Origin of the sequence: Martelella mangrovi (genome assembly GCF_040545495.1) — a bacterium.
Lineage (GTDB): Bacteria > Pseudomonadota > Alphaproteobacteria > Rhizobiales > Rhizobiaceae > Martelella > Martelella mangrovi.
In genome coordinates, this window is sequence record NZ_JBEPLY010000003.1 from 411,446 (window position 1) to 433,515 (window position 22,070).

General features: G+C 60.7%; 25 protein-coding genes. 13 read left to right on the top strand and 12 right to left on the bottom strand.

The genetic code is table 11. From position 1 onward, the window contains the following. Entirely contained in the window at positions 1-339 is a 339-nt protein-coding gene (locus tag ABID12_RS06590) for a BON domain-containing protein (RefSeq protein ID WP_106304647.1), read from the bottom strand. A gap of 209 nt (positions 340-548) precedes the next feature. On the opposite strand from ABID12_RS06590, the gene ettA reads away from it, so the two are divergent. After that, positions 549-2,198 carry an energy-dependent translational throttle protein EttA gene (gene ettA, locus ABID12_RS06595; protein ID WP_319520354.1) on the top strand — a complete coding sequence of 550 codons (1,650 nt, stop codon included), beginning with the start codon at positions 549-551 and terminating at the stop codon, positions 2,196-2,198. A gap of 376 nt (positions 2,199-2,574) precedes the next feature. On the opposite strand, the gene ABID12_RS06600 is transcribed toward ettA, so the two are convergent. Beyond that, on the bottom strand, positions 2,575-4,650 hold the full coding sequence (locus ABID12_RS06600) for a lytic transglycosylase domain-containing protein (RefSeq protein WP_354433566.1): 2,076 nt from the start codon (positions 4,648-4,650) through the stop codon (positions 2,575-2,577). A gap of 210 nt (positions 4,651-4,860) precedes the next feature. On the opposite strand from ABID12_RS06600, the gene dapA reads away from it, so the two are divergent. Together dapA and smpB are read left to right on the top strand one after the other, a co-directional pair. Beyond that, on the top strand, positions 4,861-5,742 hold the full coding sequence (dapA, locus tag ABID12_RS06605) for a 4-hydroxy-tetrahydrodipicolinate synthase (RefSeq protein ID WP_106304634.1): 882 nt from the start codon (positions 4,861-4,863) through the stop codon (positions 5,740-5,742). A 36-nt stretch (positions 5,743-5,778) separates the two neighbouring features. After that, positions 5,779-6,258 carry an SsrA-binding protein SmpB gene (smpB, locus tag ABID12_RS06610; protein WP_354433567.1) on the top strand — a complete coding sequence of 160 codons (480 nt, stop codon included), beginning with the start codon at positions 5,779-5,781 and terminating at the stop codon, positions 6,256-6,258. Positions 6,259-6,351: 93 nt separating this feature from the next. Here smpB and ABID12_RS06615 read toward each other — a convergent pair whose 3' ends face one another. After that, positions 6,352-6,936, bottom strand: a complete 585-nt coding sequence (locus ABID12_RS06615; RefSeq protein ID WP_106304628.1) for a LabA-like NYN domain-containing protein — start codon at positions 6,934-6,936, stop codon at positions 6,352-6,354. Between the two features lie 284 nt (positions 6,937-7,220). On the opposite strand from ABID12_RS06615, the gene rpoZ reads away from it, so the two are divergent. The 9 genes from rpoZ (at position 7,221) to recO (ending at position 14,699) form a co-directional block, all read left to right on the top strand. Beyond that, on the top strand, positions 7,221-7,625 hold the full coding sequence (gene rpoZ, locus ABID12_RS06620) for a DNA-directed RNA polymerase subunit omega (RefSeq protein WP_354433568.1): 405 nt from the start codon (positions 7,221-7,223) through the stop codon (positions 7,623-7,625). Positions 7,626-7,734: 109 nt separating this feature from the next. Then, entirely contained in the window at positions 7,735-9,939 is a 2,205-nt protein-coding gene (locus ABID12_RS06625) for a RelA/SpoT family protein (protein WP_354433569.1), read from the top strand. Between the two features lie 104 nt (positions 9,940-10,043). Next, entirely contained in the window at positions 10,044-10,205 is a 162-nt protein-coding gene (locus ABID12_RS06630; protein WP_181190706.1) for a hypothetical protein, read from the top strand. Positions 10,206-10,347: 142 nt separating this feature from the next. After that, positions 10,348-10,938, top strand: coding sequence for a DUF2062 domain-containing protein (locus ABID12_RS06635; protein WP_106304619.1), 591 nt, complete (start codon positions 10,348-10,350; stop codon positions 10,936-10,938). Between the two features lie 28 nt (positions 10,939-10,966). Beyond that, positions 10,967-11,362 carry a holo-ACP synthase gene (gene acpS / locus ABID12_RS06640; RefSeq protein WP_354433570.1) on the top strand — a complete coding sequence of 132 codons (396 nt, stop codon included), beginning with the start codon at positions 10,967-10,969 and terminating at the stop codon, positions 11,360-11,362. A 91-nt stretch (positions 11,363-11,453) separates the two neighbouring features. Continuing rightward, positions 11,454-12,200: a signal peptidase I gene (gene lepB, locus ABID12_RS06645; protein WP_106304613.1), complete on the top strand. Its 747-nt coding sequence runs from the start codon at positions 11,454-11,456 to the stop codon at positions 12,198-12,200. Next, on the top strand, positions 12,201-12,908 hold the full coding sequence (rnc, locus tag ABID12_RS06650) for a ribonuclease III (protein WP_354433571.1): 708 nt from the start codon (positions 12,201-12,203) through the stop codon (positions 12,906-12,908). A 99-nt stretch (positions 12,909-13,007) separates the two neighbouring features. Further along, positions 13,008-13,937: a GTPase Era gene (gene era / locus ABID12_RS06655; protein WP_354433572.1), complete on the top strand. Its 930-nt coding sequence runs from the start codon at positions 13,008-13,010 to the stop codon at positions 13,935-13,937. A gap of 18 nt (positions 13,938-13,955) precedes the next feature. After that, complete coding sequence (recO, locus tag ABID12_RS06660; protein WP_354433573.1) at positions 13,956-14,699, top strand: DNA repair protein RecO; 744 nt, start codon at positions 13,956-13,958, stop codon at positions 14,697-14,699. Between the two features lie 4 nt (positions 14,700-14,703). Here the strand turns inward: recO and ABID12_RS06665 are convergent, their stop codons facing one another. The 7 genes from ABID12_RS06665 to ABID12_RS06695 all read right to left on the bottom strand — a co-directional run bounded on the left by ABID12_RS06665 (position 14,704) and on the right by ABID12_RS06695 (position 19,596). Continuing rightward, the gene (locus ABID12_RS06665) at positions 14,704-15,555 is read right to left on the bottom strand and encodes an MOSC domain-containing protein (protein ID WP_354433574.1); all 852 of its coding nucleotides are present in this window, start codon (positions 15,553-15,555) and stop codon (positions 14,704-14,706) included. Between the two features lie 64 nt (positions 15,556-15,619). Next, on the bottom strand, positions 15,620-16,519 hold the full coding sequence (locus ABID12_RS06670) for a mechanosensitive ion channel family protein (RefSeq protein ID WP_435528185.1): 900 nt from the start codon (positions 16,517-16,519) through the stop codon (positions 15,620-15,622). Between the two features lie 82 nt (positions 16,520-16,601). Further along, entirely contained in the window at positions 16,602-17,162 is a 561-nt protein-coding gene (locus tag ABID12_RS06675; RefSeq protein WP_354433575.1) for a tyrosine phosphatase family protein, read from the bottom strand. Then, positions 17,159-17,794 carry a YfbR-like 5'-deoxynucleotidase gene (locus tag ABID12_RS06680; protein ID WP_354433610.1) on the bottom strand — a complete coding sequence of 212 codons (636 nt, stop codon included), beginning with the start codon at positions 17,792-17,794 and terminating at the stop codon, positions 17,159-17,161. The genes ABID12_RS06675 and ABID12_RS06680 overlap by 4 nt, the downstream gene beginning before the upstream one ends. Beyond that, positions 17,791-18,630 carry a CAF17-like 4Fe-4S cluster assembly/insertion protein YgfZ gene (gene ygfZ / locus ABID12_RS06685; RefSeq protein WP_354433576.1) on the bottom strand — a complete coding sequence of 280 codons (840 nt, stop codon included), beginning with the start codon at positions 18,628-18,630 and terminating at the stop codon, positions 17,791-17,793. Before ygfZ ends, ABID12_RS06680 begins: the two co-directional genes overlap by 4 nt. A 129-nt stretch (positions 18,631-18,759) precedes the next feature. Beyond that, the gene (locus tag ABID12_RS06690) at positions 18,760-19,017 is read right to left on the bottom strand and encodes a hypothetical protein (RefSeq protein WP_024707077.1); all 258 of its coding nucleotides are present in this window, start codon (positions 19,015-19,017) and stop codon (positions 18,760-18,762) included. A gap of 162 nt (positions 19,018-19,179) precedes the next feature. Then, positions 19,180-19,596 (bottom strand): NUDIX hydrolase, encoded by a 417-nt coding sequence (locus tag ABID12_RS06695; protein WP_354433577.1) that lies wholly within the window; start codon positions 19,594-19,596, stop codon positions 19,180-19,182. Between the two features lie 82 nt (positions 19,597-19,678). On the opposite strand from ABID12_RS06695, the gene ABID12_RS06700 reads away from it, so the two are divergent. Beyond that, positions 19,679-20,425 carry an SOS response-associated peptidase gene (locus tag ABID12_RS06700; RefSeq protein ID WP_354433578.1) on the top strand — a complete coding sequence of 249 codons (747 nt, stop codon included), beginning with the start codon at positions 19,679-19,681 and terminating at the stop codon, positions 20,423-20,425. Between the two features lie 11 nt (positions 20,426-20,436). On the opposite strand, the gene pssA is transcribed toward ABID12_RS06700, so the two are convergent. Then, positions 20,437-21,327 carry a CDP-diacylglycerol--serine O-phosphatidyltransferase gene (pssA, locus tag ABID12_RS06705; RefSeq protein WP_106304590.1) on the bottom strand — a complete coding sequence of 297 codons (891 nt, stop codon included), beginning with the start codon at positions 21,325-21,327 and terminating at the stop codon, positions 20,437-20,439. Then, positions 21,327-22,067 carry a phosphatidylserine decarboxylase gene (locus ABID12_RS06710; protein ID WP_319520343.1) on the bottom strand — a complete coding sequence of 247 codons (741 nt, stop codon included), beginning with the start codon at positions 22,065-22,067 and terminating at the stop codon, positions 21,327-21,329. The genes pssA and ABID12_RS06710 overlap by 1 nt, the downstream gene beginning before the upstream one ends. Positions 22,068-22,070 lie beyond the last annotated feature (3 nt).

A 22,070-nucleotide genomic window follows, 5' to 3' on the forward strand; every position in this document is an offset into this window, starting at 1 on the left:
TCAGAGCGTGCGGGTCTGGGCGCGGGCGTCAGCTTCCTTGTCGTGGCTCTGGTTTCTGGTCTGTATCGAGCGTTCGCGCGGCTTGAGGCCGTTGCGCACGCGGTTGATGCCTTCCACGCCGAGCGCGATATTGCCGGCGGTGGCGATTTCCTCGCGCAGATAGACAGTCCCCGTCAGCCGCGCCTCGTCGCCGGAGACCGCAACCTGCACTTCGGTTGCATCCACCAGGCCGGAGGCTGCCAGTTCTGTGGCGATTGCGTCTTCCTTGCGGGCGCTTTCCTGCCAGTCTTCGGTGTTTTCCACCGTGGTGCCGAAGAAAGCTGCTTTTTTCTGAACCATTGTCGCGTCCTTTCCTCTTTGTCGTTTTTCTGCTCACGTGAGGACAAAACGTATGGCGGCGGCGATTGTTCAATCTGTGGCGCGAACGTGGTTTTGGCGGGGCAGGCAAAACCGTCAAATATCGGCAGGCGCATTGTTAAAACGTCGTGTTTCGCCTAAATAGCGCCCCAGGACACGATAAGCATTTCAAAATCAGGATTACGCGGCATATGGCACGTCAGTTCATTTATCACATGGCAGGCCTCAACAAGGCCTATGGCAACAAGAAGGTACTCGAGAACATTCACCTGTCCTTCTACCCGGACGCCAAGATCGGCATTCTGGGGCCGAACGGTGCAGGTAAATCGACTGTTTTGAGGATCATGGCCGGGCTCGACAACGAGTATACCGGCGAGGCCTGGGTGGCAGAGGGCGCCACTGTCGGCTATCTGCCGCAGGAACCGGAGCTCAACCCGGAAAAGACGGTGATGGAAAACGCCATGGAAGGCGTTGCCGACAAGCAGGCCACCCTTGAGCGCTACAACGAACTGATGATGAATTATTCCGACGAGACGGCCGACGAGGCCGCCCAGCTTCAGGATATCATCGATAGCCAGAACCTCTGGGACCTCGAAAGCCAGGTCGAGATGGCCATGGAAGCGCTGCGCTGCCCGCCGGGTGACGCCAATGTTGTCAACCTTTCCGGCGGTGAGAAGCGCCGTGTCGCGCTTTGCCGCCTGCTGCTGTCGCAGCCCGACCTGCTGCTGCTCGACGAGCCGACCAACCATCTCGACGCCGAAACCATTGCCTGGCTTGAAAAGCACCTGCGCGAATATCCCGGCGCCGTGCTGATGATTACCCATGACCGCTACTTCCTCGACAATGTCACGGGCTGGATCCTCGAACTTGACCGTGGTCGCGGCATTCCCTACGAGGGCAACTACACCGCCTATCTGCAGGCAAAGGCCAAGCGCATGGCCCAGGAAGGCCGCGAGGAGGCTGCCCGCCAGCGGGCGCTTACACGCGAGCAGGAGTGGATTTCATCCAATCCCAAGGCCCGCCAGACCAAGTCGAAGGCCCGTATCCGTGCCTATGACGATCTCGTCAAATCGGCGGCCGACCGTCGTCCGGGCGATGCCCAGATCGTGATCCCGACGGGCGAACGTCTGGGCCAGGTCGTGATCGAGACCGAAGGGCTGACCAAGGGCTATGGCGACCGCCTGCTGATCGACGATCTCACCTTCAAGCTGCCGCCCGGCGGCATTGTCGGCATCATCGGCCCGAACGGCGCCGGTAAATCGACGCTGTTCCGGATGATCACGGAGCAGGAAAAGCCGGACAGCGGCGAAATCCGCATCGGCGAGACGGTCGATCTCGGCTATGTCGACCAGAGCCGCGATTCGCTCGATCCGGACAAGACGGTCTGGGAAGAGATTTCCGGCGGCGTCGACGTGATCAAGCTCGGCAGCCACGAAGTCAACAGCCGCGCCTATTGCGGTTCGTTCAACTTCAAGGGCGGCGACCAGCAGCAGAAGGTCGGCACGCTTTCCGGCGGCCAGCGCAACCGCGTTCATCTCGCCAAGATGCTGAAATCCGGCTCCAACGTGCTGCTCCTCGACGAGCCCACCAACGACCTCGATACCGAGACGCTGGCAGCCCTTGAGGATGCGCTTGAAAACTTCGCCGGCTGCGCCGTGGTCATCTCCCATGACCGCATGTTCCTCGACCGCCTGGCCACCCACATCCTCGCCTTCGAGGGCGACAGTCATGTGGAATGGTTCGAAGGCAACTTCGCCGACTACGAAGCCGACAAGATCCGCCGCCTCGGCCCGGAAAGCGTCAACCCGAAGCGGGTGACCTACAAGCCGCTGACGCGGTAGACCCTGCGTTTGGGCGGCGAACCTTTTTCTTCGCCGCCTGTTCGGGTTCTCGAAACCGGCCTTGAGCCGGCATCAAGGGCTATCGCATATGGCTTTGCCGCACAGCCCCCAAGTCTTCTCGCCCCGGAGGGGAGAGATGTCGCGACAGCGACAGTGAGGGGGGAACTTATCCACGCGGACGCCCTCACGGATTGAAATGCTGCTTCACCCTCACTGCCCCTTTCGGGGCATCTCTCCCGCAGGCGGGAGAGAGTATTGGGAGCAAGATCCAAGGCCATCTGCGACAGCCCCCGAGAAAAGGGGGAGATGCGCCGCCCGCAAGCAGGGTTGCCGACAGGCAGAAGCCGGAGACATCGTCTCCGGCTTTTTCATTGCCTCACGTGCGCCCGTAGATCAGGTCGCGGGCGATGTCGGTCGGCTGGTTGAGGCGGGCCTTGTAGATTTCGTAGTTTTCCATGATGCGCTGGACGTAGTTGCGCGTTTCCGGATAGGGGATCGATTCGATCCAGTCGATGACGAAATCGAGGTTTTTGCCGCGCGGATCGCCGAAACGATCGATCCACTGCGGCACGCGGGCAGGGCCGGCATTATACGCGACGAAGGTCAGGATGTAGGAGCCGTCGAAACGGTCGATCTGTTCGCCGAGATAATGCGCGCCAAGCGTTGCGTTATAGGCCGGGTCGTTGGTCAGCCGGCTTGCCGAATAGGACAGGCCGTGGCGGCTGGCCACACGGCGGGCGGTTGTCGGCAGAAGCTGCAGCAGGCCGCGCGCATCGGCGGGCGAAACGGCGCCCGGATTGAAGGCGCTTTCCTGCCGCGCGATGGCATAGGCCAGCGCCATGCCGGAGCCGGAAATATTGGCGTCCGTCGGGATCACGCCGATGGGGAAGGCAAGGGCTGCGACATCCAGCCCGCGTCCATAGGCAATCTTGCCGATCTGAAGCGAAAGCGTGTGGCTGCGGTCCTGTTCGGCCTGATAGGCGAGGATGGCCAGCTCGCCGGGGCTGGTCAGCTGCTCGGCAAGGGCGCGGTAAAGCCTGTCGGCGCGCCAGCCGTGGCCGACCGATTGCAGCCGGTTGATGGCCTGAACGGCGGGGTTCTTCTGGAAATTGGAGCGGTCGGCGGGCGTCGGGCTCGGATAGTCGACGTCAAACTGGGTCTGGCCGAGCTTCTGCAGCGCAAGCTGGCCGTAGAACGTGGTCGGGAACCGGCCGGCCTGGCGGTAAAAATCGCGCGCATTACCGGGGCCGCCGGCTTCTGCGGCGCGGCCCTGCCAGTAATAGGAGCGTGACGACGAGATCGGGGTTGGCGAAATCGCGACGATATCGGCGAAATGTGCGGAGGCCGTGCGCCCGTCATTCAGCCCGCGCAGTGCCATCCAGCCGGCATGAAAAGCCGCGTCCAGCCTGTCGAGCCGGCCCTCGGGCATGGCCGCGGCGACGATCTGATAGGCCTGGCGCGGATTGCCTTCCTCATAGAAATGACGGCCGACAATGCGGCTTTCGTCCCACCACTGGTCGGGATTGACGAGCGCGGCCTGATTACGCGGCGCCTTCTTCAACAGTGCGGCAGCCGTATCGTAACGGTTGTTCTGCCGGGCATTGCGGATCTGGATATAGAGAAAGCCGGGATCGTTGTGCCAGGAGGAATGTACGGCATTGATCAGGCTGTCGGAATTGGACTGCCGGCGGATGACGGCGGCCCATGCGTTGTAGAAGGATTGCGCATTGCCGTATTCGGAGAAGCGCTTGGCCTGTGTCGCGCGGTCGCGATAAAGCAGGTAGACCATGCGCTGTTTGTGGTCTTCCCGCGTGAGGATCGAGCCGAAGGCGTTCAGAAATTCGTTTTCGGTCGCCGTGTCGAGCGCCCAGCCGGTCCATGCGCGCACAACGATATCGTGGGCTTTTTGGCGCTGGCCGGTCGCAAGCAGCGATTTGCCGAGCAGCAACGTGCCCTCGGAGGTGACCGGAAGCGTATTGCCGAAAGCGGCAACCACGGCGCTGGCTGACGGGTTTTCGTCAGCATAGGCCCGTTCGGAATGGGCCCTCAGTGCCGAAAGGCCGGGCCAGCCGCGCAGTTCCTGCTGCGCTTCGGCAATCTCGGAGGAGGGGACGCCCTTGTCGCCGGAAAGCGCAATAGCCCAGCTCATGATCTGGTGGTCAAGCGAGCCTTCCGGAAGGCGGTTGCGGTCGCGCAGTGCTGTCGAGACGTCGCTTTCCTTGAGCGCATCCAGACCGTGTTTCAGGATGGAGCTTGATGCCGGGTTTGCCACAGGCTGCGAGATGGCGCCGGTAATCTCCATCGAAGGGGCGATCGAAGGCGCGGCCGCCGGCCTGTCGGGCCGAGCAAAGGGAATGGGGGCGACGGAGGGAAATTCCTGCGCGGTGGCAAGCGCAACATCTGTCACGGCCACGGACGTGGCGAGCGAAAGCAACAACAGGGTTTTCTTCATTCGAGCGTCCCGGGGATCGAATTCAACAGCGCCTGAAACTATCGGTCTTCTCGGTTAAGATCGCCTTAACCCTGATGATTTTCAAGGGTGGCGGAAGACCCCTCCATCACCGAACGCAATGCTTGCAGTGCCCCATGTCCGGCATTATGGTGCGCTCGATTTTTAAAACAGGAATGCGGCTTTAAAATGAACGCCGCCAGGAGATACTGCATGTTCAAGGGGTCCATTCCCGCTCTCGTCTCCCCGTTTACCGAAAGCGGCGCGCTGGACGAGGCGGGTTTTGTCGATCACATCAACTGGTTGATCGAGGCAGGCAGCCATGGGCTGGTGCCGGCCGGAACCACCGGTGAATCGCCGACGCTCAGCCACGACGAGCACCGGCGTGTTGTCGATCTCTGTGTGGAGGCTGCTGCCGGCCGCGTACCCGTCATCGCCGGCGCCGGCTCCAACAATACGCGCGAAGCGATCGATCTGGCCCAGCATGCGGAAAAGGCCGGCGCCGATGCGGTGCTGGTGGTGACGCCCTATTATAACAAGCCGACCCAGAAGGGGCTTTTCGCCCATTTTGCGGCGGTTGCCGAGGCGATCACGCTGCCGATCATCATCTACAACATTCCGCCGCGCTCGGTCATCGACATGCTGCCGGAGACCATGGGGCAGCTTGCAAAGACCTATTCCAATATCGTTGGCGTCAAGGATGCCACCGGCAAGCTGGAGCGTGTCTGCGAGCAGCGCATCTCCTGCGGGCCGGATTTCGTGCAGATTTCCGGTGAGGATGCCACCGCCCACGGTTTTGTCGCCGAAGGCGGCGTCGGCTGCATCTCGGTTACGGCCAATGTGGCGCCGAAGCTCTGTTCCGAGCTTCAGACCGCGCTTCTGGCGGGCGATTTCAAGACTGCGCTTACCTGTCAGGACAGGCTGATGCCGCTGCACAAGGCATTGTTTCTTGAACCCGGCGTCAGCGGCACTAAGTATGCGCTGAAGAAAATCGGGCGGATGGGCGATACGGTGCGTCTGCCGCTGCTCGGCGTGGAGGAAAGAACGGCCAATGCCATCGACGCCGCTTTGCGGCATGCCGGCCTGATCGACTGATCGCGCGAAGCGCCGCTCAAGGAACGGAAAAAGACCATGGCTCCGAAAGGCAGCAAGGGCGGCGCATTCAAGACCGTCGCCGAAAACCGCAAGGCGCGGTTCAACTACGAGATTCTCGATACGTTCGAGGCGGGCCTGGTTCTGACCGGGACCGAGGTGAAGTCATTGCGCGAGGGCAAGTCGAATATCGCCGAATCCTATGCCTCCGACGAGGATGGCGAGATGTGGCTGATCAATTCGTATGTCCCTGAATACCTGCAGGGCAACCGCTTCAATCACGAGCCGCGCCGTCGCCGCAAGCTTCTGCTGGGCCGCCGGGAAATCAGCCGGTTGCGCTCGGCGGTCAACCGCGAGGGCATGACGCTGATCCCGCTAAAACTCTATTTCAACGAGCGCGGGCTGGCGAAACTGCAGATGGCTTTGGGCAAGGGCAAGAAGGCCCATGACAAGCGCGAAACCGTAAAGAAGCGTGACTGGAACCGGGAAAAGAGCAGGCTTTTGAAGCAACTCGGTTGATGCGGGCGGTCACCTTGATGTTGCGTTTGGTGTCCCACGCCCGCGGTCCGGTCACGGTGATGCGACCTTCCGGATTGCGTGTTCTGAAATCTGTCAGTCGTCGAAGTCGGAGGGAACGACCTCTGCGGCCCGCTCGCGCTGCGGGCGTTCGGACAGTTCGCGGCCGACCTGCGATCTCAGCGAGGCAAGATCGATGAAATGATCGGCCTGGCGGCGCAGGTCATCGGCAATCATCGGCGGCTGGGTTGCCATGGTCGAGACCACGGAAACCTTGCGCCCCTTGCGCTGCACCGCTTCAACGAGCGTGGTGAAGTCTCCGTCGCCGGAAAAGATGACCAGATGGTCGACGGTCGAACACTGCTCCATCGCGTCAATGGCCAGCTCGATATCCATGTTGCCCTTTATCTTCCGGCGTCCCATGGAGTCGGTGAATTCCTTGGCGGGCTTGGTAACAACCTTGTAGCCGTTGTAATCCAGCCAGTCGATCAGCGGACGGATCGAGGAATATTCCTGATCCTCGATCAAAGCGGTATAATAATAAGCGCGCAGCAGATAAGCCTTCTCGCTGAAGGTTTTCAGCAGCTTGCGGTAGTCTATGTCAAACCCCAGGCTTTTCGAGGCGGCATACAGGTTCGCTCCGTCTATAAAGAGCGCAATTTTTTCGCGCGGGTCAAACATGGAAAATATCCTTCACTAAAACCTGCTGAATTGCATGGCCCGAACCCAAGGCCGCGGTAAAAAATCTCGACAATATATACAGTCTAATGATTGGTGTGCCGGCTGGCCACCCATTATTGATTTAGACATGATTCGGCAATATTCAACCCACAGTTATTATGGTTGTCGGGAAATATCCTCATTGGTTCAAAACCTTTGGGCGAGCTTGAAAATACGCTCTTGAATTCCGATTTATGAATCTCTATGAGAGGCAATTCCACAGAAATCACCTAAAAGGACAGTCAATGGCACGTGTCACAGTTGAAGACTGTATCGACAAAGTTGACAACCGGTTCGATCTTGTATTGCTCGCCGGTCATCGTGCGCGTCTTATTTCCCAGGGCGCTCCGATAACTGTCGACCGCGACAATGACAAGAATCCCGTTGTCGCATTGCGTGAGATCGCTGACGAGACACTTTCGCCCGACGACCTCAAGGAAGACCTGATCCATTCCCTGCAGCGTCACGTCGAAGTGGACGAGCCTGAAGCGGAAACGACCCAGGGCGCTTCCTCGGAAGATGATGTCGGCGAGGAAACCGCAGACCGTCCCGATCAGCCCGAGGCCATCCCTTTCGACCAGATGTCGGAAGAAGAGCTTCGTGCCGGTATCGAGGGACTGGTTCCGCCGGAAAAAGGCGACGATTACTGATCGCATTTCAAGCGGGGCCTAGCGCCCCGCTATCCGTTTTCCTGTTTTTCTTGTCAGAACGGGCCGCGCCTGACCCGTATAAAGCCCGACCGGGCCCGGTCTTTCAGTCATGATGCGGCAATACGAACTTGTTGAGCGGGTACAGAAATACAAGCCTGACGCCGATATTGCGTTGCTCAACAAGGCTTACGTCTATGCCATGCAGAAACATGGCCGGCAAAGGCGTGCCAGCGGCGACCCCTATATTTCGCATCCGCTTGAAGTGGCCGCGATCCTGACCGACCTGCATATGGACGAGTCAACGATCGCCGTCGCGCTGCTGCATGACACCATTGAGGATACATCGGCGACGCGTGCTGAAATCGACGCCTTTTTCGGCGACGAGATCGGTGCGCTGGTCGAGGGGCTTACCAAGATCAAGCGGCTCGACCTTGTGTCGCGCAAGGCCCAGCAGGCCGAAAATCTGCGCAAGCTTCTGCTTTCGGTGGCCGACGATGTCCGCGTGCTTCTGGTCAAGCTCGCCGACCGTCTGCACAATATGCGCACGCTCTATTACATGCGCCCCGACAAGCGTCGCCGTATTTCAGAGGAAACGATGGAAATCTATGCGCCGCTTGCCGGGCGCATGGGCATGCAGGACATGCGCGAGGAGCTGGAAGACCTGTCTTTCCAGTATATCAATCCCGATGCCTACCAGACCATCAACGGCAAGCTGCAGGACCTTTCCGGCCAGAACGAAGCGCTGATCAAGAGCATTGAAGATGAACTGAAGGCGCTGCTTCAGGCGCAGGGCCTTGAAGACGTCAAGGTTAAGGGGCGGCAGAAGAAGGCATTTTCGATCTTCAACAAGATGCAGTCGAAATCGCTCTCCTTCGAGCAGATGTCCGATCTTTACGGTTTCCGCATCATCGTTGACGAGGTGGAGACGTGTTACCGCGCGCTCGGGCTGGTGCACACCACCTGGCGGATGGTGCCGGAGCGGTTCAAGGACTACATCTCCAATCCGAAGCAGAACGGCTATCAGTCGCTGCACACCACCATCATCGGGCCGATGCGGCAGCGTATCGAACTGCAGATCCGTACCAAGCACATGCACGAGGTCGCGGAATACGGTATCGCGGCGCATGCGCTCTACAAGGACGGCCGCACCGTCAAGGGGCAGGTCGATGACGAGGAAACCAGCGTCTTCTCATGGTTCCGCAAGACCATCGAGGCGCTGGCGGAAGGCGACAGCCCCGAAGAATTCCTCGAGCACACCAAGCTCGAGCTGTTCCAGGATCAGGTGTTCTGCTTCACGCCCAAGGGCAAGTTGATCGCGCTGCCGAAGGACGCCACGCCGATCGACTTTGCCTATGCCGTGCACACCAATGTCGGCGATACCTGTGTGGGCGCCAAGGTGAACGGCCGGATGATGCCGCTGGTCACGCGGCTCAACAATGGCGATGAGGTGGAGATCATCCGCTCGGGCGTGCAGGTTCCGCCGCCGGCCTGGGAAGGGATCGTTGTCACCGGCAAGGCGCGCGCGGCCATCCGGCGTGCAACCCGCGCGGCGATCCGCAAACAGTATAGCGGCCTTGGTTACCGCATTCTGGAGCGCACGTTTGCCCGCTCCGGCAAGACGTTTTCGCGCGAGGTGCTTTCAACCGTGCTGCACCGGCTCGGCCAGACCGACGTCGAGGACGTGATTGCCGCCGTCGGGCGCAACGAGCTGTCGTCGGGCGATGTGCTGCGCGCCGTCTTCCCCGACCACAAGGATGAGCGCGTCACCGTCAAGCCCAGCAGCGAGGAGGGCTGGGTCAGCCTTCCCAAAGGCGAGGGCATGGCCTTCAAGCTTCCCGAAACGGCCGAAGGCGAGCCGGCGCCGGGCAGCTTTCCCCTGCGTGGCCTCAATGCCGGCGCAACCGTGCGGTTTGCCCCGACAGGCGCTGTGCCCGGCGACCGCATCGTCGGCATTGCCGGCGATGACGGCAGCATCACCGTCTACCCGATCCAGTCTCCGGACCTGCAGCATTTCGATGACGAACCGGACCGCTGGATCGATATCCGCTGGGATATCGATTCCACCAACGACAAGCGCTTTCGTGCCCGGGTCGGCGTCAGTGTGCTGAACGAGCCGGGAACGCTTGCCCGGATTACCGAGACGATCGCGACGCTGGGCGTGAATATCCGCACGATCCAGATGAAGGTCGTTGCCGAGGATTTTGCCGAGGTCACCATGGATATGGAGGTCTGGGACCTGCGTCAGCTGACGCAGACCCTGAACCAGCTTCAGGCGCTTGACTGCGTCGCCACGGTCAGCCGCCTGTTCGAATAGGCCGAAATTTCAAAAAAATTGGAACTTTCCACGTTTTTGCCGCGTCTTTCCCATAGCGTTTCTATCTGTCGCAGACAGATCTGACGCGGAAAGGTAGGTGCAAGATGCTGGACCGTCTGATGCGCTTCTTCAAGCGCTTTACCAGTCCAAAGGTTTCCGAGAAGGAAGTCGGGGGTGTCAAGCATGTGATCGACAATATCGACCACAGCTTCGATCCCAACCGTCCAACGCCCGAACGGCATTCGGGTGAGCAAAACCAGGGCTGACAAAACCGCCTGGTGGAGTTGACATCCGCAGGCGTACGCAGGAAGACAGGGTATGGACGAACCCGTCGTTCATCTGCCGGTCAAACGCGCACTCGAATGCATCGGCCCTTGCAATCACCCCGTCGGATGTCAAAACTAGGCGATGCTTTTTAAGAGACGTTCCCAGGCAAATTATTGGCAGCGGTTTCGCGCCGCATTCTGGCCCAAAAAGGGCTTTTGGCGCGTGCCGGTCTACCTTTATCACCGCACGGTCCGCCTCAGGGCCACCCCGCATGCAATCGCCATGGGGATTGCCGCCGGTGTTGCGGTTTCATGGACGCCCTTTATCGGGGGGCATTTCGTCTCGGCCTTTGCGCTCGCCTTTCTGTTCGGCGGCAATTATGCCGCCGCGGCCCTCGGTACGGCATTCGGCAATCCGCTGACATTTCCCTTCATCTGGATTTCCACCTGGCGGTTCGGCAGTGCGCTTCTCGGCCGCAGTGCAGCAGAACGCGACCATATCAATCTCGTCGACCTCGTGCATCGCTTTGAATTGTCGGACCTCTGGCGGCCGCTGCTGGAGCCGATGGCGGTCGGTTCGATACTGCCCGCCTTACTGAGCGGACTGATGTTCTACGCGCTCACCTATTTTGCCGTGCAGTCGTTTCAACAGCGGCGCCAGGCCATGCTGGCCGCGCGCGCCAACAAGCCGGACGGCAAGCAGACATCGGTCGCCGAAGGCACCAAGAGCTGAGCGGACAGGCCGTGTACGGAGAAAACAGATGATTGTCGGGCTGGGCAGCGATCTCATCGATATCAGGCGGATCGAACGCATGATCACGCGTTTCGGCGAGCGGTTCACCGCGCGCTGTTTCACCGACATCGAGCAGGAAAAGTCCGATCATCGCCGCAATCGCGCGGCATCCTACGCCAAACGGTTTGCGGCCAAGGAGGCCTGCGCAAAGGCGCTGGGCACCGGCATTGCCCGCGGCGTGTTCTGGCGGGATATGGGGGTGGTCAATCTGCCGGGCGGCAAGCCGACAATGGAACTGACCGGTGTTGCGGCCGATCTTCTGGCGCAGATGATGCCGGAGGGCTGTGAGCCCCGTATCCATGTCACGATCACGGACGACTATCCATTGGCGCAGGCTTTCGTGATTATCGAAGCTGTGCAGTAACGGCATATTGGCTTAAAAACATTGCCTGATCCCGGTGAAGGGGCTAAAGCTCGGGCAACGGACAGCCTGGGTGAAAGAAGGAAAGCACTGCGTGGCCGAAAAAGAAGAAAAGCAGGAAAGTTCGCTGTGGAGCAACGTCAAGGTTATTGTCCAGGCGTTGCTGCTGGCACTGGTGATCAAGACGTTTCTGTTCCAGCCCTTTACGATTCCCTCAGGCTCGATGATGCCGACGCTTCTTGTCGGTGACTACCTGTTCGTGAACAAGTTTTCCTACGGCTATTCGAAATATTCGCTGCCGTTTTCGCCCAACCTGTTCGAAGGCCGCATCTTCGGTTCCGATCCCGAGCGTGGCGATGTCGTGGTTTTCCGCTATCCGCCGAATCCGGAGGTCGACTACATCAAGCGCGTGATCGGCCTGCCGGGCGACCGCGTTCAGGTCAGGGACGATATCCTTTACCTGAACGGAGAACCGGTTCCGCGCACGTCCGATGGCACCTTCACCTCCGACTATCGCAGGGACCCCGGCCGCAATATTCCGGTGTTTCGCGAAACCCTGCCTGACGGCGTCAGCTACGACACGCTCGATGAGCTTCGCAATTCGCCGGGCGACAATACCCGCGAATTCATCGTCCCCGAAGGCCATTATTTCATGATGGGCGACAATCGCGACAATTCGCTCGACAGCCGCTTCGATGTCGGCTTCGTTCCGGCGGAAAATCTCGTTGGCCGTGCCAGCCTGATCTTCTTCTCGCTCGGCAACGACACGTCGTTTGCCGAAATCTGGAAGTGGCCGTTCAACATGCGCTGGGATCGCGTGTTCAAGGTTATCGGTGGCTGAATGGCAGCGCGTGGTGCACAGCAGGAAGAAGCGGGACGACTGGCCGCGCTGATCGGGTTCGAGTTTTCCGACACCGAGCGTCTCGGCAGGGCCCTGACCCATTCCAGCGCACGCAACGGCAAGGACGGCAATTACGAACGTCTCGAATTTCTCGGCGACCGGGTGCTGGGACTTGTGATTGCGGAGAACCTGTTTACCCTGTTTCCAACGGCAAGCGAGGGCGAGCTTTCCGTTCGTCTCAACCAGCTTGTGAGCGCGGAAGCCTGCGCGCGCGTTGCCGACAATCTCGGTCTTCATCGCTTCATCAAGACCGGGCAGGACGTGAAGAAGCTGACGGGAAAGCGGGTTCTCAGCATTCGTGCCGACGTGGTCGAAAGCGTGATTGCCGCGATCTATCTGGAGGGCGGTCTGGCGCCGGCCCGGCGTTTCATCGAGACCCACTGGAAACCGCTTTTTGCCGATGGCGTGACGCTGAGGCGCGATGCCAAGACCGAATTGCAGGAATGGGCGCATGCCAATCACGGCGAAACACCGGTCTATCATGTCGAAGACCGCTCGGGGCCTGATCACGAACCGCGCTTTACGGTGAAGGTGACGGTCAAGGGCGTGGCGCCGGAGATCGGCGTCGACCGGTCGAAGCGGGCTGCCGAACAGGTGGCGGCGGCCAGGCTTCTTGAACGCGAAGGTGTCTGGGCGCCCGCAGACTGATGCGCTTTCGTTCATGCACCGGTGTCGTTCAGCGTAGCAGTATATTGAAATCAAACAATGTTTAACGGTTTCGGCGCTGGCCGGCCGCAGGAGAAACAGATGACCGAGACTGAATCTGCAGGTGGTGGAGAAGCCGTTGCGACCCGCTCGGGCTTTGTCGCCCTGATCGGTCCGACAAACGCCGGCAAGTCCACCCTGGTCAACCGTCTCGTCGGTGCCAAGGTCTCGATTGTCAGCCACAAGGTCCAGACCACCCGCGCCATGCTGCGCGGCATTGCGATCCATGACCACACCCAGATCGTGTTCATGGATACGCCCGGTATCTTCAAGCCGCGCCGCAGGCTGGACCGCGCCATGGTGACGGCTGCCTGGAGCGGTGCACGCGATGCCGATCTGATCATGCTGCTTGTCGATGCCGAGCGCGGGCTGAAGGGCGATGCCGAAGCCATTCTGGAAGGGCTGAAGGAGGTTCGCCAGCCGAAAATTCTGGTGTTGAACAAGATTGACCGCGTGCGCCACGAGGACCTGCTGGCGCTTGCGGCAGCGGCCAACGAGGCGATCGCCTTCGACCGGACCTACATGATTTCCGCCACCAATGGTTCGGGCTGTGACGATCTGATGGACGATCTTGCAAAGACCCTGCCGGAAGGGCCGTGGTATTATCCCGAAGACCAGATTTCCGACCTTCCCATGCGCCAGCTGGCGGCGGAAATCACCCGCGAAAAACTGTTTTTGCGGCTGCATCAGGAACTGCCGTATTCCGCTCATGTCGAGACCGAGAAATGGGAGGAACGCAAGGACGGATCGGTCCGGATCGAGCAGGTGATCTATCTGGAGCGCGACAGCCAGAAGAAAATCGCGCTCGGCAAGGGCGGCGAGGCAATCAAGTCGATCTCCATGGCCGCGCGCAAGGAACTTGCCGAAATCCTCGACCAGAAGGTTCATCTGTTCCTGTTCGTGAAGGTGCGCGAGAACTGGGGCGACGACCCGGAGCGCTATCGCGAAATGGGGCTCGACTACTCGAAATAACCGAACGGGACGGGACCGATGGAGTGGCATGACGAAGGCATAGTTCTGGGAATGCGCCGCCATGGCGAGACCAGCGCGATTGCCGAAGTCATGACCCTTGCGCACGGCCGTCACCTGGGGCTGGTGCGCGGCGGCCGTTCCCGTGCTCTCAGGCCGGTGTTGCAGCCCGGAAACCGGGTTGCGCTGACATGGCGCGCGCGGCTTTCCGAACATCTCGGCGAATTCCGGGTGGAACCGCTCAGTCAGCGGGCCGGGCTTCTGATGCAATCAGCCACGGCGCTTCACGGCATGCGGGCCATGGCGGCGCTGCTGCGCCTTTTGCCGGAACGCGATCCGCACCGGCACCTTTGCGACGCCGTCGAGGTCATCATTGCACATCTGGAAGATCCGGCGACGGCGGGCGAGCTTTTCGTACGCTTCGAGCTGGCGCTTCTCAACGAGCTCGGATTCGGGCTCGATCTGGCGCGCTGTGCGGCAAACGGTTCGGCGGTCGATCTCGTTTACGTTTCACCGAAATCGGGCAGGGCGGTGTCGAAAGAGGCCGGTGCCCCCTATGCCGACCGCATGCTGGCGCTGCCGGATTTTCTGCGTGCCGACCTCAACGAGGCGGCCGATCGCCCGGGCCTTGCAGCCGGCTTTCGCCTGACCGGTTTCTTTCTCGACCGGCATGTCTACGAGCCGCGCGGGATCAAGCCGGACAGCGCCCGCGAAAGCTTCATCACCGCCACCCTGAAGGCGCTGGAAAAACAGCAGACGGCCTGAATTGTCAGCCCCGCCGTTTTTTCAACGGCCAGGGTTCGTCGCGCTCGCCCGTGATTTCCACCGTATCGCCGACCTGCAGCATGCCTTCGCCGCGCGGCACGGCGTTCCAGCCGAACAGCGGTCCCGGTACGCGACGGTCGCCCGACATGTGCTGCCGGCCCAGCGCAGGCAGCGGGTTCGCGCCGCCGCGCGCTCCGGTCATCTGGTCCTGGGTTGTCATGATGCAGCGCGAACAGGGTTTTACGAAATCGATCCGGATACCGGCGACCGTGATGCCCGTCCAGCCGTCCTCGGCCCAGGGGTCTTCACAGTCGAGAACGATATTCGGGCGGAAACGCTCCATGCCGACCGTTGCAGCACCCTGCGCCGCCAGATCGGCATTCAGTGCTGCAAGCGATCCCGTGGTGGTCACCAGAAGCTGAAAACCATCGGCAAAGGAAACCGGCGTATCGGTTTCAATCCAGTCGCGGCTGGCGATCCGGTTCGCCTGCCGGTCAAAAAAGGCCAGACGCACCGCTCGTTCAAGCCAGCTGGAAAGCGTTTCATTCACGCTCGCCGCCGTGCTGGCGGCATTGACGGTATCCTTCCAGACGGTGACGTCGAAGCGCTCCGTGCTGTGCGGGGCCGCAAAAAGCGTCTCCGCGCCATCCATTTCGATTTCCAGCCCCTGGTCGCGGGGCCGCACCGAAAGCTTGGCAAGGGCCGGTAATTCGCGCTGGGTGATGAAACGGCCGTCGGGATCGGTGATCACGGCGATCCGGTCGCCCTGAAGGCCTGAAAAACCGCATTGCCGCTTAGAAAGGGCGATCCCGCGCGCACTTTTGAGCGGATAGACATTGAGGGCGGCGATTTTCATGATGAGCTCCGGGAGGATATCGATAAAAAGATACCGGCGTGAGGCCGGCATCTTCGATAAATCCTTAGCTCTTTTCCGCTGGCTTGTCAGCGGTTTCGTCGGTCTTTTCGAGCGGTTTGTCATCCGCGTCCAGCGAGGAAAGCGTGACCTGCGGGAAGGGGATGGAAATGCCGGCTTCGTCGAAAGCGAGCTTGGCGTCGCGGGTCATGACATGGGTGGTTTTCCACCAGACGGCGCCGGGCGCCCAGTAGCGCATGGCGACGACAACGGCGCTGTCGCCGAGTTCCTTGACGAAGGCATAGGGTTCCGGATCGGCAAGCACGTTTTCGTTGTTTTTGGCCAGATCCAGCAGGATGTCGATGGCCTGCCTGAGGTCGTCGTCATAGCCGATGCCGATGGCCAGTTCGTGCATGCGCTCGCTGACGCGCGAATAATTGGTGATCGAGACATTCCAGAGCGTGGAGTTCGGCGCCAGGCGGAACAGGCCGTCGATCGTCTTCAGTTCGGTCGCAAACAGGCCGACTTCCTGCACCGTGCCGTCAATCGAACCGGTGCTGATATATTCGCCGACGCGGAAGGGACGCAGCACCAGAAGCATGATCCCGGCCGCGATATTCTGCAGCGTGCCCTGCAGGGCGAGACCAATTGCCAGACCGGCAGCACCAAGAGCGGCAAGAATGGAGGCCGTCTGCACGCCAAACTGGCCAAGCACCATGATGATGACGATGGTCAGAACGCCATAGCGTGCGATATTGCCGAAGAAACCGGCAAGCGTGCGGTCGACATTATCGAATTTCAAAAACGCATTCTTGATCGACCGCTGCACGATGGCAGCCACGATCCAGCCGACGATCAGAAGAATGATCGCGCCGAGGACCGAAAATGTGTAGGTGATCACCATCGCCCATATTGCGTTGGCGAAATCGCCGGACGCCTTGAACATGTCGCCGACCTGTTGCTCTATATTATCCATTGAAAATGCCTTGTCTTCGGAAATCGGAAGTGTGTTTTTTGCCTAGCTAGGGCGTTTTCAGCGTAAGTCCATGCTACGAAAACTTCATCGTTGGCGCAACTTTGCACGTGTCGTCGCACATTCGCTCGGGGTCCAGCACGAAAGGAAGGTTCAATTGGCATTCGCGGCCGCGGCCGATTGCCTTGACTGCCTCGATTAGGCGACCTTTCCGGCCGAGCACCTCATCACCAAGAAGAACGAGGCGGGCATTCGGTGTCGCGAAGGGCGACACTGTTCTGAGTGTTTGTGTCAGCGCGAAATCGTCCAGTTCCGGCTTGAGCGCCAGTGCCGCGATCAGAGCGCCGGCTGGTGAACGCGAAACGCCCATCCAGCAATGGATCAGCAACGGCCCGTCACAGCGACGAACAAAACGGATGATCTGCTCGATATGCGAAGCCTCCGGAGCGACCAGGTTTCCGGTTCCGGCAAAGGCAATGTCGTTCATGCGCAAGGTCAGGTGACGGCGCGGTTCGATCATGCCGGGCCGGGCGAAATCGTGACCATTGGCCATCAGCGACAACATGTGGCGGCAGCCGTGGCGGGCAGCCATTTCGCCGATGCGCGCAAGCGGGCTGACGACAATTCTGGCGGTCATCCGCTGTTCCGCTTCGCAGGCGCGGGCGTGCTGGCGCGTTCGCTCTCGATTTCCGAAAAGCGGGCGAGAAAGCGGGTCTGTGCATCCGTGGTCGCCATCGGCTCGACGGTCAGCATCTCGATCGACACACCGTTCGGCTCGCCGAAGAAGCGTTTTGCTTCGGCATGCGAGAAACCGGCCAGCGTGATCGCCTCGAAATAGGCAGCGATACGGTCGGCGGCCTTGATCCTGGATTTCAGGGTGCGGGAGGGGTGCGGTGGCAGGCCGAAGCGCAGATGGACAGCGGCCTCAAGCCGCTTTTCCACGCTTTTGTAACCGCCGCCGACCACCGCCTTGAACGGCGAGATCATGTCGCCGATCACATATTCCGGCGCGTCGTGCAGAAGCGCCATTTGGCAGTCTTCCGGGCTTGCCTTGTAGCAGTGCATGAAAATGGTTTCGACCACGAGACTGTGCTGGGCGACGGAATAGGCATGGGCGCCGACCGTCTGACCGTTCCAGCGGGCCACACGGGCAAGGCCGTGGGCAATATCGGAAATCTCGACATCGAGCGGGGAGGGGTCGAGCAGGTCGAGGCGGCGGCCGGAGAGCATGCGCTGCCAGGCGCGGACATCGGTCTTGGCCATGGTCAGTCGGTCTCCGTGCCTGAGGCTTCCAGCGTCACGCCGCTCCATGCGTAAGGTGTCACGCTGACCGGCATGCCGTTGACGCTGACATCGCCGCTGGCGGCCGCGATACGGTCCACGCGGACGATTGCCATGGCCTTGCCGTCACTGACAGAACAGATCGTGCCGGCGGTCTTGCCGCCTGCCTGCACGGCGCCATCGTCTGTTGTAAACGGCTCGGCTGCCGCCAGCTGTACGAGCCTGCGGCGGGCCATGCCGCGGTGATGCATGCGCGAAACCACTTCCTGGCCGACATAGCAGCCCTTGCGGAAGTTCAGCCCGCCATTGCCGTCATAGAGGATATCGTGCGGGAAAACGTCCTGCGCGGCATAATCGGCATGCAGTTCCGCCACGCCCGCTTCAATGCGCAGTTTTGTATATGTTTCAGGGTCTTGCGCGGCGTTGTTATACCTCCCGGGCAGGCGCATCAGGGGCATGTCGGCAAGCGCGAAACGTCTGTCCGGCACGGCCCCTTCGGGGGCTGTGGTGTCGCCATAAAAGAGGGTGGCGCCATCATGTTCAGGCGTTGCAATGGTGACCTTGGCGCGCAGCTTGTACAGCATCAGCCGCTTTGCCAGCGCTGACTGGTCGTCCGCATGGGTTTCGATCAGAAAGCCGTCCGGCGTGCGGGAGATCAGGAAATCGAACATGATCTTGCCCTGCGGCGTCAAAAGCGCGCCGGGCCATGCTTCGCCTGCAGGTAACCCCTCGATATTCGTGGTTACCAGGTTTTGCAGAAACGTTTCGGCGTCCTCACCCGCAAGCGTGATGAAGGCCCTGTCCGGAAGATGGATCGATGCCATGTTCGTCCCTTTCATGCACGCCGCGCGCGCTGATCGAATCGCGATCCGATTTGTCACGCGGTCGGCGGCATTCGTCAATGCGGGAAGGAAAATCCCGGGGCGGGCGTCATAACGGCCGCAGGGGCAAAATTACTGCAGGATGCGATCGGGTGAAAACTCACCGGCCAACATGCGCTCGCGCAGCGATTCCAGCATCGCTTCAGCGCCTTCCTCGCCAATCATCCGCACGGTCTCGCGCATGGCCAGCGCCAGCGCCGCATCGGCAATGATCTCGGGTTCGATGCCATCGGCAACACCATCGGCCCATGCTTCGTTCTGGTACTCGAGAGCCGCCTGCATCTTTTCCCGCACGATCATATCGTCGATTTCATTGGCATTCGGCTTCATCTGAGTTCCTTGCTGGCTTCTCGTTCTTGGTTGTTCCGGGCGCTATCGTAACAAGTTTTTATGCGGTCTGTCAGCGTCGCTGACATAAAAAGTCAACAGCCGGTTAACAGACGGGCCAAGTGCTTTGCGTGACAGCGCGAATGTGTCGCTTCGGTCACGCTTTCAAGCCGGCTGACCGAGCTTTTCGGCGCATTCGAGAACGCTTGTGGGCACATTCATGGTCCGAATATCGCCAAGCGCATACCAGCCGAGGTCGTCCGCGTCATCTGCGGCCACGGCCACGACGTCGTCGTCCACGTCGGCGAGAAACACACTCAGCCGGTAAAAGCTAGTGATCTGTCCGCTGTCATCCCGGTCTATCAGATCATATACGGCAAAGAGATCGGCCCGGTTTGCGGCAAGCCCGGTTTCCTCGGCAAGTTCGCGGATGGCGGCCTGTTCGGCGGTTTCGCCGGCTTCGGCCTTGCCGCCGGGGAAGGCATACATCGCCTGTGCGGGCGGATTGGCCCGGCGCACGAGCAGGAATTTTCCGCCGCGACGCACGATCACGGAGGAGGCGGGCTTGGGTGAAGCGGACATTGGGTTCCTTCCGGCATGCTCATCAGGCCCGCGGAGAACGGCGGGCCTTGTCATTCATCGCGCAAGATGAAATCTATGGGTAATGTGCGGACGTTTCGGCCTGATAACAACCCCTGATGCAACGGCGGAAGTCTTCGATCTGACGGCGATCGATTCATTTCCGCCGCGCTACAATATCGCGCCCTCGCAGCCGATCCTGATGGTGATCAACGCCTCGGAACTAACCGGCGGCGGTGAGGGGCGGACAGCCATGCTGGCGCGCTGGGGCCTGATTCCGGCCTGGGTGAAGGATGGTCGCGATTTTCCGCTGCTGTTCAATGCCCGCTCGGAAAGTGCTGCCGAAAAACCGGCCTTTCGCGGCGCCATGCGTCATTTCAGGGCTCTGGTGCCGGCAAGCGGCTTTTTCGAATGGCGCAGAACCGGCGGCAGGGACACGGCGCAGCCTTACTGGATCCGTCCGCGGCATGGCGGGCTGATTGCCCTTGCCGGGCTGATGTCGCCCTGGCAGGGCGCCGACGGGACCGAGCTTGATACCGGAACCATCCTCACGACGGCTGCAAGCGGCGTGGTCGCGAAACTGCACGAACGGTCGCCCGTGGTCATCATGCCGGATGATTTCGAGCGCTGGCTCGATTGCCGCACCCTTGAGCCGCGTCATGTCGCCGATCTGCTGCGGCCGCCGCCTGACGATTTCTTCGAGGCCTTTCCGGTTTCAAAGGCCGTCAGCAATGCCCGTAATCTCGGTGCGGATCTGATTGCGCCGATCGGTCCGGCGCTTTTGCCGGACGCGCCTGAGGCAGGATCGGACGCGCAGATGGACCTCTTCTGAAGTCCACCAGTTCAGATATCGAGGTCGAGGCGGTTCTTGCGCGGATGTTCGGGATCGTCCTCGTCATCCACATCATCATCCTCTTCCATCACCAGCGTGCCGTATTTGGAGTGCCAGGCGCGCGCGCCCAGCGGAAGGGCGGCCAGGTAAAGGGCAGAGCCTGCAATCATCACATGCCATGTATAGGCAACGAGCAGGGCGACGGAGAGCACCGCAAGCAGCATCATCGGCAGCGCGAATTCGCGGCGGACATTGAGGCCGAGGCTCTTTCCCGACCAGACCGGCAGGCGGCTGATCAGCAGAAAGCCGATGAGGACGGTATAAAGCGAGCAGGCAAGGGCGATGCCGCGGTTCGACTGCATGCCGAGAAAGCCGAGATAGACCGGCAACAGCACGATGATGGCGCCGGCAGGCGCGGGCACGCCGACGAAATATTCACCCTGCCAGCTTGCCTTGCGCTTGCGGTCGGCCATCACGTTGAAGCGCGCCAGCCGAAGGGCTGCGGCAATGGCATAGAGCAGGGCGGCAATCCAGCCGGGCGTACCGGCATCGTCCAGCAGGTAGATGTAGGAGACAAGCGCCGGGGCAATGCCGAAATTGACGATGTCGGCCAGCGAATCCATCTGCTCGCCGAATTTCGACGATGCCTTCAAAAGGCGCGCCAGCCTGCCGTCGACCCCGTCCAGAAATGCGGCGATCAGCAGCATCATCACGGCTTCGGGAAACTTTCCCTCGATTGCCTGCCGGATGCCGGAAAGCCCGGCGCAGATGGCAAGCACCGTGACCAGATTGGGGATGATCAGGCGAAGCGGGATTTCCCTTAAGCGCGGTCCGCGCCCGGATTGGTCCGGGGCGGGTTTCGGTCGCGTTGAAAGCGGCGTTTCGTTATCACTGTCGGCCATCAGATCCGCCGTCCGGCAACGGGCAGTTCGAAATCACCGAAAACGGCCAGCACGGTCTCACCGGCCGTTGCCGTCTGGCCAACGGCAACCCGCGGCGTGGTGCCGGCGGGCAGATAGACGTCGAGCCTGGAGCCGAAACGGATCAGGCCGAAGCGCTCGCCCGCGTCAACGACATCGCCGTTTTCCGCAAAGCAGACAATCCGGCGGGCGACGAGACCGGCGATCTGGACAACGCCGATGGCGCCGTGGGCGGTGTCGAGCACCACGCCATTGCGTTCGTTGTCTTCGCTCGCCTTGTCGAGTTCGGCATTGAAGAACTTGCCCGGCCGGTAATGGATGCCGCGAACCGTGCCCGCCATCGGCGCGCGGTTCACATGGCAGTTGAACACGTTCATGAATACGCAGATCCTGAGCATGGGCTCGCTGCCCAGGCCCATTTCCTGCGGCGGAATTTCCTCGCTGATGGAGGAAACGCGGCCATCGGCGGGGCTGATGACGATGTCGTCATCCTGGGGAACGACTCGTTCGGGATCGCGGAAGAAATAGGCGCACCAGAGTGTGGCGAAAAGGCCGATCCAGAACAGCGGATCGGCGATCCAGCCGAGAATGAGCGTTGCGACAAGGAAGATCGCGATGAAGGGATAACCCTCCTTGTGGATGGGCACCATGGCCTTCCTGATCGAATCGAAAACGGTCATATGGTTATCGGGCTCCCGGGGCTGCTTGTGTTCCGCCGCCAATAT